12 protein-coding genes are annotated in these 14,872 nt (G+C 33.9%); 1 reads left to right on the top strand and 11 read right to left on the bottom strand.

The genetic code is table 11. The features are described from left to right. Window positions 1-89 precede the first annotated feature (89 nt). The gene (gene efp, locus H8S00_RS07900) at window positions 90-647 is read right to left on the bottom strand and encodes an elongation factor P (protein ID WP_021953188.1); all 558 of its coding nucleotides are present in this window, start codon (window positions 645-647) and stop codon (window positions 90-92) included. 71 nt (window positions 648-718) lie between these two features. After that, window positions 719-1,993: a type I 3-dehydroquinate dehydratase gene (aroD, locus tag H8S00_RS07895; RefSeq protein ID WP_118588691.1), complete on the bottom strand. Its 1,275-nt coding sequence runs from the start codon at window positions 1,991-1,993 to the stop codon at window positions 719-721. Window positions 1,994-2,122: 129 nt separating this feature from the next. Here aroD and H8S00_RS07890 point away from each other — a divergent pair, with 129 nt between their 5' ends. Further along, a complete protein-coding gene (locus tag H8S00_RS07890) occupies window positions 2,123-2,995 on the top strand; it encodes a shikimate dehydrogenase (protein WP_186840370.1) in 873 nt (290 codons plus the stop codon). A gap of 147 nt (window positions 2,996-3,142) precedes the next feature. Here the strand turns inward: H8S00_RS07890 and H8S00_RS07885 are convergent, their stop codons facing one another. The 9 genes from H8S00_RS07885 to H8S00_RS07845 all read right to left on the bottom strand — a co-directional run bounded on the left by H8S00_RS07885 (window position 3,143) and on the right by H8S00_RS07845 (window position 14,828). After that, window positions 3,143-3,643 (bottom strand): YqeG family HAD IIIA-type phosphatase, encoded by a 501-nt coding sequence (locus H8S00_RS07885; protein ID WP_118588692.1) that lies wholly within the window; start codon window positions 3,641-3,643, stop codon window positions 3,143-3,145. Between the two features lie 35 nt (window positions 3,644-3,678). After that, the gene (gene nrdR / locus H8S00_RS07880) at window positions 3,679-4,128 is read right to left on the bottom strand and encodes a transcriptional regulator NrdR (RefSeq protein ID WP_021953192.1); all 450 of its coding nucleotides are present in this window, start codon (window positions 4,126-4,128) and stop codon (window positions 3,679-3,681) included. 106 nt (window positions 4,129-4,234) lie between these two features. Beyond that, a complete protein-coding gene (locus tag H8S00_RS07875) occupies window positions 4,235-4,498 on the bottom strand; it encodes a PRC-barrel domain-containing protein (protein ID WP_021953193.1) in 264 nt (87 codons plus the stop codon). A 68-nt stretch (window positions 4,499-4,566) separates the two neighbouring features. Beyond that, a complete protein-coding gene (sigG, locus tag H8S00_RS07870; protein ID WP_118588693.1) occupies window positions 4,567-5,343 on the bottom strand; it encodes an RNA polymerase sporulation sigma factor SigG in 777 nt (258 codons plus the stop codon). Between the two features lie 75 nt (window positions 5,344-5,418). Then, window positions 5,419-6,156, bottom strand: coding sequence for an RNA polymerase sporulation sigma factor SigE (gene sigE / locus H8S00_RS07865; RefSeq protein ID WP_118588694.1), 738 nt, complete (start codon window positions 6,154-6,156; stop codon window positions 5,419-5,421). 10 nt (window positions 6,157-6,166) lie between these two features. After that, a complete protein-coding gene (locus H8S00_RS07860; protein ID WP_118588695.1) occupies window positions 6,167-6,985 on the bottom strand; it encodes a sigma-E processing peptidase SpoIIGA in 819 nt (272 codons plus the stop codon). 744 nt (window positions 6,986-7,729) lie between these two features. Then, window positions 7,730-7,870, bottom strand: coding sequence for a hypothetical protein (locus H8S00_RS07855; protein ID WP_186840369.1), 141 nt, complete (start codon window positions 7,868-7,870; stop codon window positions 7,730-7,732). A gap of 254 nt (window positions 7,871-8,124) precedes the next feature. After that, window positions 8,125-8,856, bottom strand: a complete 732-nt coding sequence (locus H8S00_RS07850) for a hypothetical protein (RefSeq protein ID WP_118588697.1) — start codon at window positions 8,854-8,856, stop codon at window positions 8,125-8,127. A gap of 23 nt (window positions 8,857-8,879) precedes the next feature. Continuing rightward, a complete protein-coding gene (locus tag H8S00_RS07845; RefSeq protein ID WP_207721413.1) occupies window positions 8,880-14,828 on the bottom strand; it encodes an RHS repeat-associated core domain-containing protein in 5,949 nt (1,982 codons plus the stop codon). Between the last annotated feature and the right edge of the window lie 44 nt (window positions 14,829-14,872).

The raw sequence follows: 14,872 nt of genomic DNA, 5'->3' as shown, positions 1-14,872 counted from the left end.
CTTCAAAAAATTATCTAAAGTCATTATAAAAAAACGAGACCATGAATGCAAGCACTCATTGGTCTCGTTTTTTTATTTAAGGTATCTTTTTATACTCTCTTTGAGTATTCACCTGTTCGTGTATCAATAACAATTGTTTCGCCCTGTTCAACAAATAAAGGAACATATACTGTAGCTCCTGTTTCAACTACTGCCGGCTTTGTAGCATTAGTAGCTGTATTTCCCTTGAAGCCAGGTTCTGTCTCTGTAATCTGTAATTCAACTGTAATAGGTGGTTCGATGGCAAATACATCGCCTTTGCATGAACAAATCTTTACTGTTTCATTTTCCTTTACAAATTTCAAAGAATCTCCAACTTTTTCTGAACCGATGGCAATCTGGTCATATGTTTCTCCATCCATGAAGTAATATAAATCACCATCATTGTATAAGTACTGCATATCCTTTCTGTCGATATGAGCATTTTCAAATTTTTCAGTTGGTCTGAATGTTGTTTCTACAACACCGCCACTCTTAATATCTTTTAACTTTGTTCTAACGAACGCTGCGCCTTTTCCCGGTTTTACATGCTGAAATTCGATAATCTGACAAATCTTTCCATCGTATTCAATTGTAATACCGTTCTTGAAATCGCCTGCTGTTACCATAATATTTCCTCCTAAAAGTTCGTCTGTGATTGCTCACGTTATTCCTATTATATGATATATCCTAATATATTTCAACCTTTTTCTTCCAGCTTACAAAGCATGTCGTAGCAGGTTAAAATTCTGTCGTTACTATCCACATTAACCTTTATATCCGCTACTGACTGATACCTTGGTTCTCTCTTCTCCATAAGACTTTTTACATGGCTAAGACTCATGTCATTGTTAAGTATCGGTCTGTGGGTATGATCCTTTACCCTGTCAAATATTGTTTCCGGTGTAGCTGTAAGAAGTACAATAGTTCCGCTGTTTTTTAGTATGTCCACATTTTCATCTTTTAACACGGCACCGCCGCCACAGGAAATTATCTGATTTTTGTTATTTGCAATTTCCCTAAGGCTTTCTGTTTCTAAGTTTCTGAAATATTCCTCACCGTATTTTTCAAAAATTTCACTTATGGACATTTTTGCCTTTTCTACTATATACGCATCCACGTCAATTTCCTTAAGTCCCGTTATTTTTGATAATGCAGAAGAAACCGTGGTCTTTCCTGTTCCCATAAATCCTATTATGGCTATGTTTCCCTGCAAAGGGCAATGTTTGTTTTCCTGTAAGAGCTTTCTCACAACCTTAATACCAGGCTGTCCCGGTGCTGAAGCACTTACTCCTGCTGCAAAGGTAACTGAAGTTTTTGTGATTTTAGGTATAACCCTTGTTACGGCTCCTAATTCACCCATAGACATTGTAATAATTGGTGCCTTTATTTTTTCATCTGTCTCCTTTGATGCTTCAATTAACACTTCGACGTCTTTTTTATCCCTTGGCATAACTGCTAATTTACAAACATCTGCCCCTGATTTTTCTATGGTGCTTAATATTTTCACCATTTCTTCCTTGTCCGGAGTTTTGTCAAAATGATGATTAGAACCTATAACATTCATTCCCTTTTCATGAAGGCTATTAATCAATTCATTAGCCTTATCATCCTTAAATACTTCCACGTCCACAAATTCTACATTAAATTCTTTGCCTTTTTCTGCAATAAATAAGCACAAATCACAATATTCATTCCAACCTATCTTTTTATTTCCACCTTCTGAATCTGTTCTTATTGTAAATATAACAGGAATATTTTCATTAACGTCTTTCATTTGTTTTAGGACATTCAGGTATCCTTCATTGTTATCGGTTTCAAAAAAATCTCCCCGCCACTCTATTATATCCGGTTCCATTTCTACGACACTTTTTAACTGCTGTAATACTTCTTCCGTAGTTTTTCCCATAACCGGAACACAAACTCTTGCCTGATTATTTGACAAAGTTATTTTCCCGAAATTCTTTTCCTTCATTTGTAACCTCCACGTTGACAATAAATAGAGTATAGTTTAGCCTTTAAATTTAGTCAATGCAAAGGTTTACATTTTTTCCCTGACACTTTATACTTAATAAGGATTTTATTTGAAAGGTGGAATTTTCATATGGGATGTATCAATGAAATTACAGGACATACAAGACTCACCGGACTTTTGGGAAGTCCCGTGGCACATAGCAAATCCCCTTTAATGCATAACGAAGCATTCAGACTTTTAAGACTTGACTATGTATATCTTTGTTTTGATGTTAAGGAAGATAACTTAAAAACAGCTTTTGAAGGATTAAAAAAATTAAATGTCGCAGGCTTTAACTGTACAATGCCTGACAAAACCGCAATCTGTGAGTTATTAGATGATTTATCTCCTGCTGCTAAAATGATTGGTGCCGTAAACACCGTTGTAAATGAAAATGGCAGATACATAGGTCATAACACTGACGGCATAGGTTACATGCAGTCAGTAAAGGATGCAGGTTTTGATATTAAGGGCGAAACCATGACTCTTCTTGGTGCCGGTGGTGCAGCATCTTCCATCTTTGTTCAGGCAGCATTAGATGGTGTTAAAAAAATCAACCTTTTCAGTATTAAGGACAGGTTCTGGGAAAAAGCAGAAAAAATGGTTGATATGGTTAATTCCAACACAGATTGTGATGCAAAGCTTATTGAGTTAGGCAATGACGATATATTAAACGAAGCTATCTCAAACAGTAAGATTTTAACCAATGCCACATCTGTTGGCATGGCACCAAATACTGATAATTGTATAGTGAAGGATTTTTCAATTTTTAATGAAAACCTTATTGTTTCAGATGTAATATATAATCCAATGGAAACTAAGCTTTTAAAAATTGCCAAAGAACATGGATGTCCTACCTTTAACGGCATATATATGCTGTTATATCAGGGAGCTGAAGCTTTTAAGTTATTTACGGGAAAAGATATGCCTGTGGAAGAGATTAAAAAGAAATATTTTTCATAACATCGAGTAGGCTGACTCCTACCCGATTTTAGCTAGCGGACATCTCAAAGCATAGCTTTTCGATGTTCTTACGCCCGGCAAATAATATTTCGTGCGAGCACGATATTGCTTGCCGGGCTTTTGCTACAAAAAAAGTGCGTAGGTTCATTACTTACGCACTTTTCTTTTCCATAACCAGAGAATTAATTTTTCCGGTATTCTTTTTAAAATAATCTGTATTTCCTCTTTTTTGTCAATTTGCTTTAACATTACAGTTTCTATACCTGTTCTGTTTGCCCCCCAGATATCCGTAAAAATCTGGTCGCCAATAAACAATGTGGATTCTTTATCAGTATTCATAAGCTCCATTGCCTTTTTATAGCTTTCCCTTGAAGGCTTATGAGCATCATATATGAATTTTGAATTAACTGCCTTTGCAAAAGGTTCAACTCTTAGTTTCTTATTATTTGAAATAAGACATGTATCTATTCCCATTCCATGTATTTTTTCAAAAACCTTAATTATATGTTCATCTGCCGGTGCTCCGTGAGGCACCAGTGTATTGTCTATGTCCGATACTATTCCACGAATACCTTTTTTGTAGTACATTTCAAAATCAATGTCATCAACGGAATCAAGGTATGTATCCGGGTATAATTTATTTAGCATTTAAATCTCCTTAGGGTTAAAATGTTAAAACTTAATTATTTAAGTAATTTTGCCAGTTCCTCCATAAATGTGTTTACATCCTTAAATTCACGATATACCGATGCAAAACGCACATATGCCACCTGGTCTAATTTCTTTAATCTGTCCATTACCAGTTCTCCGATAACCGCACTGGAAACTTCCTTCTGTTCCATGTTAAATACGGCATTTTCAACATCTTCCACTGCTGAAACAATCTGTTCATAGGAAACCGGTCTTTTATGGCATGACCTTAAAATTCCTGCCTCAATTTTGCTTCTGTCATAGGGTTCACGTATATTATCTTTTTTTATAACAATAAGTGGAATGGATTCTACCTTTTCGTACGTGGTAAATCTCTTCTTACATACTTCACACTGACGTCTTCTTCTAATGGCATTATTCTCTTCTGCCGGTCTTGAATCAATAACCTTTGTATTTTCTTCTCCACAATATGGACACTTCATAGTTGTTCCTCCGGTTCTTTTTTACCACATAATTATAGATAATATTCCCTGTAAGGTCAAGGGTTTAGAATCCAGGCTTTTCACTGATTATGAGTATTTATTACCTCTAAAACATCTTTATTTTATGTTTAACCTCCGCCTCATCTACCTTTACCAATATAATATCAGGTCCCACCTGGGTAATACACTTAAAAGGGATTACATACTCGTAATCACTACATACTAATCCACACCATTTACTTGGTCCCGGCACAATAATTGCCTCAATACATCCTGTGCAAATATCAAATGCTATATCATCTGCACATCCTAATATTTTGCAATTGCAACAGTTTATAACCTCTTTCCTTTTTAAATCCTCTATTCTCATTTAAAGCCTTTTTTATTATCTTATGCAGTATCCCTGTTTTGTCTATCAATTTGTAGCGGGACATTCTCTTATTTCATGTAATTTTTCATACTTTTTAATGCGTTTTTTTCCAATCTGCTTACCTGTGCCTGGGAAATGCCGATTTCATCTGCAATTTCCATCTGAGTTTTTCCGTTAAAAAAACGCATATCTATTATTTTTCTCTCCCTGTCTGACAAACCGTTTAAAGCCTCATTTAGTACAATGTTTTCCACCCATTTTTCTTCTTTATTCTTTTTGTCACTAATCTGATCCATTACATAAAGGGTGTCTCCCCCCTGGTCATAAACCGGGTCGTACAAAGAAACAGGACTTTGAATGGCATCAAGGGCATACAAAATTTCCTCCGGTGTTGCTCCAATGTGCTTTGCAATTTCCTCAATGGTAGGCTCAGTATTAGTTTCCTTTATTATGCTTTCCTTGCAATATATTGCCTTATAAGCAATGTCCTTTATGGAACGGCTTACCCTTATGGATGCATTATCCCTTAAAAATCTTTTAAGCTCCCCTGAAATCATTGGCACTGCATATGTGGAAAATTTAACATTTAAGGTATCGTCAAAATTATCCACAGCCTTAATCAGTCCGATACATCCGATTTGGAACAAATCGTCCACATTTTCACTGCTGTTGGAAAATCGCTGCAAAATACTAAGTACCAGTCGCAGATTTCCCTGAATAAATTCTTCCCTTGCCTCCATGTTGCCTTTTTTTATTTCCTGAAACAGTTCTTTTTTTCTTTTTTCACTTAAAAGCGGCAACTTAGATGTGTTTACACCACATATTTCAACTTTAAAAAGAGCCATAAAAATCCCCCTGCAAAATATCTTTCATAGATATAATTTGCCCAATTTATGGCTCCCTATTCTTAATTATTATATTTATTCAAATTTTACTATTTCCCTTTTTAACCTTTTAATTATTTTCTTTTCTAATCTTGAAATATATGACTGGGATATTCCAAGGCTGTCTGCCACCTCCTTTTGCGTCATTTCCTCCCCATCAACGTTGTTTAATCCGTAACGCATTTCCACAATTACCTTCTCTCTGGTATTTAGTTTTTCTATAGCCTTATATAAAAGCCTTTTCTCCACCTCATTTTCAATTCCTCTTGAAATAACATCTTCATCGGTTCCTAGTATATCGGAAAGTAATAATTCATTTCCGTCCCAATCCACATTTAGCGGTTCATCTATAGAAACCTCCAGCTTAGTTTTATTGTTTTTTCTTAAATACATTAATATTTCATTTTCAATACATCTTGACGCATATGTAGCCAGCTTTATGTTCTTAGTTGGATTAAAGGTGTTAATTCCCTTTATCAGTCCGATGGTTCCTATGGATATTAAATCCTCCACTCCCACACCTGTATTATCAAATTTCTTTGCAATATATACAACTAACCGCAAATTATGTTCAATAAGCTTAGAACGTGCCTCCATGTTTTCCTCTTCAATTAAGCTTTTTATACACTGATATTCCTCTTTGGCACTAAGAGGCGGTGGCAGCACTTCATTCCCTCCTATGTAATGCAAATTCCCCTCTTTTTTTATTATTATTCCACTAAAAAATGGCAGTTTATTAATATTTACAAAGGTTTTTATTGTTTCTAAAAGCATTGTATTCTCCTTATTTATTTAATATATCCGGGTTCAAAATCATTTCATACTTATTATTTTGGCTTAATTTTCCTTTATATATTCCTATTATTGCCTTTTCCGTGGTAATGTCATTGACTACAAGTTTATCTACCACAAAAGCTTTCATCAGTCCGTGGGATTTTCCAACAGTATTATAGGGTACAAAAATATATTTCATATTCTCCATATCGGCTTCTGCTAGTTTATCCTCCTCAATAATTGATACCGGCTTTTTTGTGACAGGTTCTATAAGGCTGTTTCCCGTGTCCCGCAATGCTATCGCCGAGATTTTAGTGTCATTAATAAACAGGTAAGCCGTATAAATATTCCCTACTCTTTTTATATAGTTCAAAATTTTTTTCCTTCCATACTTCACAATAACGCATACCATTATTCCCACAAGCAATATAATAAAAATATTTGTTTTTCCATAATATGTATTTTGAGCTCCCTGCACTATATTTTTATTTTCCAAATTAAAATACAGAAGGTTAAGAAGTCCGTTAAGTAGAAATGTTATGGAATATAAAATTGCAATATTTCTTAAATTAGCCTTTAAATTGTCCCCACCAAATGCAATTACAATAAGAACTTCTGCCATAATCATATATGTTAAAAAGTATGTTATCCCCCCTTCCAACTTTAACATTAATACAATTGTTGCATATATTCCTCCGATTATGGCAGAAATAACGGTTCTTGCAATATGTTTCTTTGTTTTAATTATTATTCCTAATATAAGCAAAACTAAGAAATCCATTAGGAAATTAAATCCAAAATAAACATCTAAGTATATAGTTTGTGTCATCTTTGTCCCCTTTTAAGTTAATTATACCCATATGTTTTTTAAAAGTCTGTCGAAGTGTGCACCGGTTGAAAATTTAATCATATATATATTCCATTGGTTAAGCTTTTTTCTTAAATACATGCCTATAAATAAAACACATAGTCACCTGTGCAAGTTAATATGTATTAAGCACAAAAAAGGACACCCGATACATTACACTCGTTAATGTACCGGATGCCCCGATTCAAATACCTTTTCCTCTAAAATATTATCAAATAAAACTACTTAATAAACTACCTCTCCCTCCAAACTGGGGATAAATCCGTTTCTCTTCAAATGACTTCCTTGTCATTCTCCCACTTCTACTATCATTCTATTCACTTCTTCGTATTCTTTATCCGTAAGACCTTCCTACATCCTAATTACTTATATGCCTTCTTTAAAATATTTATTTTAATGTTCCAGGCTTCCCATCCGTAGCATCTTACCTTTTGTTATCAGCTGTTTCCGATACAACCTTTAACTTCTACGAAGCACTCTCTAAATTTATATGACAATATTTTTAGAAGATTTTCTGTATTTAGTTTTCTTGTTTGTAGTTATAATTTACTATATTTTTTTGATTTTGTAAAGTATTTTTGTGCATTTTATTCAATTTTTGTCGATTTCGACAATACAGAATAGTTTTAAACAATTTTATGAAACGTTTTTTTGTCGTTTTGCACAGAAAAAAATATATGCCAAATGTATTTAATTTACTTTGATTTACTTTTCCATTCCCGATACTTTTTTCTCAACATCCCCACAACATAAATAATTAATGTCGTAACTATTATAATAAAAAATAATATCCTTGTTTCCTTGTCGTACTCCAAACTCAATATAGATAAATACACGGTTATCCAATGATTAACCTCCGGATCTGGATGAACTACATATGAAGTACCAAAAAATGCACCTATAATTAAATGTACTCCAAATAAAATAATCATAAATTGCAGTACACCTGTTTTTTTGACTTTTTTTGCGATAATAACAGCTAGTACAACTGCTATTATTATTGCAACACAAAACATGGGAGTTTTTTGTTGGCCTCCTCACCGTTTCCACTCACGTTGTTCTCCCCAACATAGCTTTAGAGTAATCAGAGCACCTTTCTTTTATATATCATTCCGTTTATTCTCTATCCATGTATGTAACCCACATCCGACGCCCAATAAAACCAGAAGAAGTAGGCCAATAGTAAATACTTCTATGCCATATTCCACACCCAACAGTGGCAAAAAGAAATCCTGCCACGAACCAATGTAACCATATACCCAATCTGGACCCGATAATAATCCGCACAAAGCCATTACCGCACTAACGAAAATATAATACATATGAATAATATTTCTATCTCTCTGTGTTCTCTCCATTCTTACTGTCATTATCACTGCAAAAACACATGAAATAATAAGAGACATATTCATTGCTGAATAATGATTTTCTTCATAAAGGAGTATATCTCTTCCCATAAGCATATCTACATAATAATCAATTCTAAAAAGATACAATATCATATATGTACACATATATGCACACTGCATATAAAACATATACGCCACAACCAGTATATGCTTTCTTCCAAGAATATTATTTATAAGCAACACAATTATAATTCCTATCACGCCACCTATTTTCATTCCTGTTAAAGATTTTCCCATAAAATATCCCAACATACTTCCTGCCCAAGCTCCATAGTAAGCTGAAATGCAATTGGATATAATCACTTTGCACTTTGTAAATATTGATAATAGCAGCAAAATACATCCCATAATCATAAGGACTATATGAAGTAATTTTATATATTCGGTTTCAAAATATAATTCATTAAGTATTTGTACGTTCATTTTCTATTTTTCTCCTATTTTTACTACTTTCCGTATGAAACCGGTAAAGTTCCCGTTGGATAATTTAATGATGGTGTAATCGATGCTTTTGAGTGTCTCCCAAACGCATAATAAATAAAATTTGTAATACGTAGATTGTATTTATGATTAATATTACTATAATCAGTTTTACATGCATATGCATTTGTAATACCTCCGATTCGCTTCTGCCACTGTTTTGCAAAACTCTTACCATTTTCATCCGTTGCTGCTGTTTGACAAGAATAAAAAGTTGACACAGGCTTTGAAAAAGATTGTTTTTTTATGTATCCTATGTCAGAACGATATAGCTTAAACCTAACATCATTACCATTTTTACCATTGTACCCGAAATCCAGATATCCCACAAATCCATGCGAATACACTGTAAAATTTGTTATCTTTTGTTTCTCATATGTTTTTTGATTCAGACGCAGAATTAATTCCGATTTTGATTTAAAGAATCTCACTTTTAAATCAACCATATTGCCTGACTTTTTAGCCACTCTTCTTATTTCATTCTTATCCCCTTTAGTCCATCCATTATCTGCTACATACCAGTTAATTTTTTGACTTTGATGTTCATATATTTCTTTCAATGCCGGTTCAATGAATTCATAATAGTATTTATTATCATCCTTCTTTTTTTTTGAATAAACGCCTCCTGATACGATTACCCTTCCATGTCCACTTGGATCTGCATACTTTATCGGATTTTCTGCACAATATCCATACAGATTCCATGTTGCAGACTCTGTATCTTCTCCCCTGTATGTATCCTGACTTAGAAAAACACCATCATCCGGATTATAGTACCTTGCATTTAGATAATATAGTCCCGTTTCTCCATCATATACACAACCAGTATAACATATCTCATTATAAAAGTACGCATTTCCCTGTTTTTCAGTTTCACCGAAATCACTGTACTCATAGGATGTTACATATATCCCCTCATCATCTGTGATTACGGATGTACTTCCCTGTATATCTTTGGAATAAAAATACACTTTTTGCCCATCATCATACCTTACACTTGCAATGGTATTTCCTTCTGGTCCTATGATATTCTGGCTGGTCTTGTTTCCTTCTCCGTCCGTTGTATATAAAAGTACATTTCCCTCATAGAAATAACAGGTCTTGATTCCGTTTACATTCTTTGATATTCTCTGTCCATCACCATTATACTCATTCTCCTGTATGGTTACAGTCTTTTCTTCTTTAGTTATGGCTACGGCTGTGAGTTGACCTTCCACATTGTAAACATTTTCTGTTATGGTATTATTTATTTCATCTGTTATCTTTATCCTATTTCCATTCTGATCATACTCATAAAATGTAGTATAGGACTTTCCATCAGTTGTTTCTACTGATTTTATCATCTGGTCTAAATCATTATAAATATATACGGTAGAAATAATCTTTTCCTGTACAGTTGCCACTTGTTCTATATCTGTGCCTGATACATTTTTTGATGTATCGGCTACCACAGTTACAATATTTGACTCTTTTTCAGTCTTCTTTATCCTGTTTCCCACACTATCATATTCATATAAAAAAATCTTTTCTTCATATGTAAGATTATTCTTGGTTTTTGTTTTTACCAAACGATCCATACTATCATATTCATATGATTTTGTTTCATCTTTCTTGTTTTCATCATACATCATTTTTTTATGACTACTTATAATATTCGAGTTCTTGTCATATGTGTACTCATATTGTTCCAAAATTCTATCAATGTTTGAACTATTATAGTATTTCATAGACAAAACCCTGTCGTATGCATCATATATATAATCTCTTTTTATGTAACCAGCCCTTCCTTCTAAGAAACCATAAAAATCTTTTATGTTCTTTGTCTTTCCGTCATTGTAATATTCATATGCTCTTATCACTACAGATGTATTATCTTTTAAAATACCATCTATCTCCGTTATCCACTTATCTTTATTATATTTAAATGTTATTCCCTTTAATTCATCTGATGAATTATCCGGATACTCTATTTTTGTCACATAATCATCAACATTGTAAGTATATTTTGTCATATACTTTTCTTTCTCTTCCTGTGAAGGCTCATTTTTAGAATTGATTTCCGATATTCCTGCCATTCTCCCGAATTGATCATATGTATAGCAGGTGTATCTGTAAGGTGTCTCCACGCTTTCAATTATCCTACTGTCCTTCCTGCATATCAGCCTATCTTCCTCGTCATACATATATAATGTACTTCTAACAGCTTGATTTTTATTATTATATGATACACTCGTTTGAAGAATATCATACTCATCATATGTATACTTTTTGTATCCTCCATCCGTATATTTTACTTTCGATATGTTACCACCTGTGTCGTATTCATATGATGTAACCATATTTCCGTTATTGCTTTCATCTGTTATTGACAACGTCTTTCCTTCGCCATTTGTCTCTACTCTGGACTTTCTTCCAAGAGCATCTGTTGTAATCGTTGAAACAGATTTTAATTCTCCATCATCATTGACATTTTCATCATCATATTCATATACGTTAAAAGATTCATTATTTAAATCCACTTTAATCAGTCTTCCCTGTTCATCATAATCATAAGTCGTGGCATATCCTTTTGCATTTACTGCCTTTACAAGCATTCCCATACTATTATATACATTTGAAGTCACAATTGAATCTTCTCCAACCCTATAATATCCATCAACATATTCCGGATTTATTATAGTATCCGTAAGATTTCCCTTTTCATCATATACGCTAACCGACAACTTGCACTCTGTAATATTTTGAATAGAATCTTCACTGCTTCCACCTGTATATGTTGTAAACACCTGTCCCTGCTTATCATATGTATAATCAACATATACTCCACCACTTAATTCTCTTACTGTCTGACCTATATTATTCGTATATGTCTTTCCTATAACTTCTCCACTTGTGTTTCTAACGGTACTTACTCTAGCATTTTTCACAGTCTGACTTTCTCCACCACTATGAATTATCACATCCTCGTAAGAGTATTCTATTTTTGTAGTTTTAAACTCCTCCCCAACTGTAAGTGTAGTTTTAACGACTCTTCCCATTCCATCATATTCATACGTTGTTACCCTTCCAACTTCGTCTTTTGATGACTTTATCTTTCCGTTCTTATCAAAGACACTTTCTGTTGTTTTTCTTTTATTACCTGATGTCTCAATTGTCTTTATTGTCCTTCTAAACTCATCATGTATATATTCCAAACTTATTTCTTTTTCATCAATAGAACCATCCTCACTTCCCAGGTCATTGTAGTCAGTTTTTATACTTTCGTACTCTGTATCTGTTAATGATACCTCTGTCAGCTCATTTCCATCCTCATCATATGTTTCTGTTCTTGATGCTACTAACATACTATTTTCCAGTTCACCACTATCCTGTGCAACATCCAAAGAAATGCCATTAATGTTCACTTTTTCAACCAGCACTTCCTGACTTTCCGTAATATTTCCATACTCATCATACTTATATGTACATACTGTATTCGTCGTATAATCAACGACCTTTACTATATTTCCTTTAACATCATACACGTATGCTTTCTTTGATATTTCTTTTCCATCTGAACTCTCTACTTTTATCTCCGTAGGCAATTTCTGCAGATTCTCCCTATCATTCTCGTACCTATACCTTGTTATATTTCCTTCACCATCCGTCTGCATTGTGACATTTCCATTATCATCATACTCTGTAACATCTGACGTTATCACTGACACTGGCGTTACAATTCCATCAATTATTTTATAATAAGAGATCACATTTTTCGTAGTTTTCAACAATTCTCCCCTGTAATCATATTTGCTCTCATTTCCTATAGCATCAACATATTTAATCTTCTTTCCATGGACATCAAATGCATAACTTTCATCATACAGTTTATTGCCATCTGCGGTATATTTGCTTACAGTCGTGTTATCATCTGTGATATGTAATGAAATATATTCATTATCTGGATAAGTTACTTTTACAGCCTTGCTTTCGCTGTAATCCATATGATACTCATTTCTCATAGCATCAGTTATGGTATTAAGCCTTCCATTGCCGTCATATCCGTATTTATACTCTATCTTGCCTCCTTTGTTTCCTACATGAATAGCTTTTGTCATAATACCATTTTCATAAATATATTCATAATAACTTCCGTCACTGATGGAAATTCTATTAATATATCTCTTTCCATCTGAATCCTTTTCCCCATAAGAAAATTCTGCCCTACTGTTACTGCTTGTAACCACTGCCTGAATCTGTCCGTCGTTGCCTGCACGTTCCATATATAAAAATGTTCCGTTTTCTTCCTCAATTAAAACCAAAGAACCGTATTCGTCAAAATAATACTTATCATTTTCCTTATTTGTCAGTACATAGCTACTATCAAAAACCAATGTTTCTTCCTTTTTGTTTTCTTCCGCTTCTCCCTTAATAATCCTTTCAGCTGTTTCTTTCTTTTTAATGATTTTCAACTCCGAATTATCTTCACACTCATATTCTCCGTCATTATTATCATCTGTAAATTCGTATACTGCACCAGTACCACTTCTGTAATACATTTTATCTGACACCTCGCTAATGCATGCATCATAAATACAACTCCATCCCCTTCCAAAATCCGTCACTTCTAGTGAACCTGAATTGTACGTTCTGCTGATTTCTATCGGAAGCTGTGGTGCTGGAAGCATTATATCGCTCTGCTCATATACCAAATTTCCTCTGGATAGTTCTATACTTCCATTTCCATTCGGTGTAGAGAATCCTTCATATTCATATATACCTTTGATACCGCATCTGTTGCTTATCTCATTATTTGTCAGTGTTGTTGATGATATCTCATCTGAGAAATCACTGTACTTCTTTTCACCATCCACGGTCACTGCCCTTACTTTATAATAATATGTAACCCCTTTTTCGCCGGATACTACGGTTCCCTTATGGGATACCCCTGATTTCACCAATGCGGTACTATCCGGTACGAACAATGGTGTTGTTCCCCTATATATTTCAAATGCAATGTCCTCAGGATATTCTCCTGACTCATTGTCAAATCTGATTATCGTATTACCACCGATTTTTTCTTTTGCTGATACATTAATCGGCTTATATTTATCTACCTCTGACACAGTATCTTTATAATAATACGTCTTTGAAATCTCCTCTGATACATGCCCCGCCCTATCAATTGCTCTTACCTGTAACTCATAAGTACCTTTTTCTGTGAAATCAGATGCTTCTAACTGTGCCTCTCCTTCACTCCAAATACCAAGCGTCCTATATTCTCCATCATTAATTCTTACCTGCACTTCTTTTAAGCAGTCATCTTCAAACCTTTCCCAATGTATAACAGGAAGCACATTTCTATAACTAAACATGCTTGTTTTAGGTGTTACGGTAATTGTTCCTGTTTTAGGAATATCCGTATCCAAATAGTAATATATTGCATTTATTGTTGCATAATTTTCTGCCTTATCCGTGGCTGACAAAAATATTGCATTTAATCCACTATTTAATACACCTTTATTAACAGTTACAGTCCCCTTTGCACTACTTCCGTCGTATACTGTCTTCTGCTCTCCTTCATCATTTTTTATTGTAATTTTCACATTTTTAAGAGTGTTTTCGCTGACATCAAATGTGATTTTCGGTTCCTCATTGTCACTGTGGATTTCTTCGGATGTATCAGGTGAAATTTTGAAATTATTTATTACAGGTTTTGTTCTGTCATAATAATATGTAAACTTCTTTTCTGCACTTATATTGCCTGCTCTGTCTATCGCTCTTACAGATATTGTATTAATCTTTTCTGATTCTAAATCACTAATTGTGGCATTGCCAGTATTTGTACCTGCTAATGCCGTATAGTTTCCATTATTAACCTTTACCTGAATTGACAAAAGATTCTTTTCAGTAACATTCCATGTTATCTTAGGCAATTTATTACTATATGAAGAAGCAGACGTAGATGGTGTTATCGTTA

The sequence above is a fragment of the Eubacterium segne genome, assembly GCF_014287775.1.
In the GTDB taxonomy this organism is placed as follows: Bacteria; Bacillota; Clostridia; order Lachnospirales; family Lachnospiraceae; genus Eubacterium_G; species Eubacterium_G segne.
Note: the sequence above shows the minus strand (reverse complement) of the source record. Positions and strands in the feature narration are given on the sequence as shown.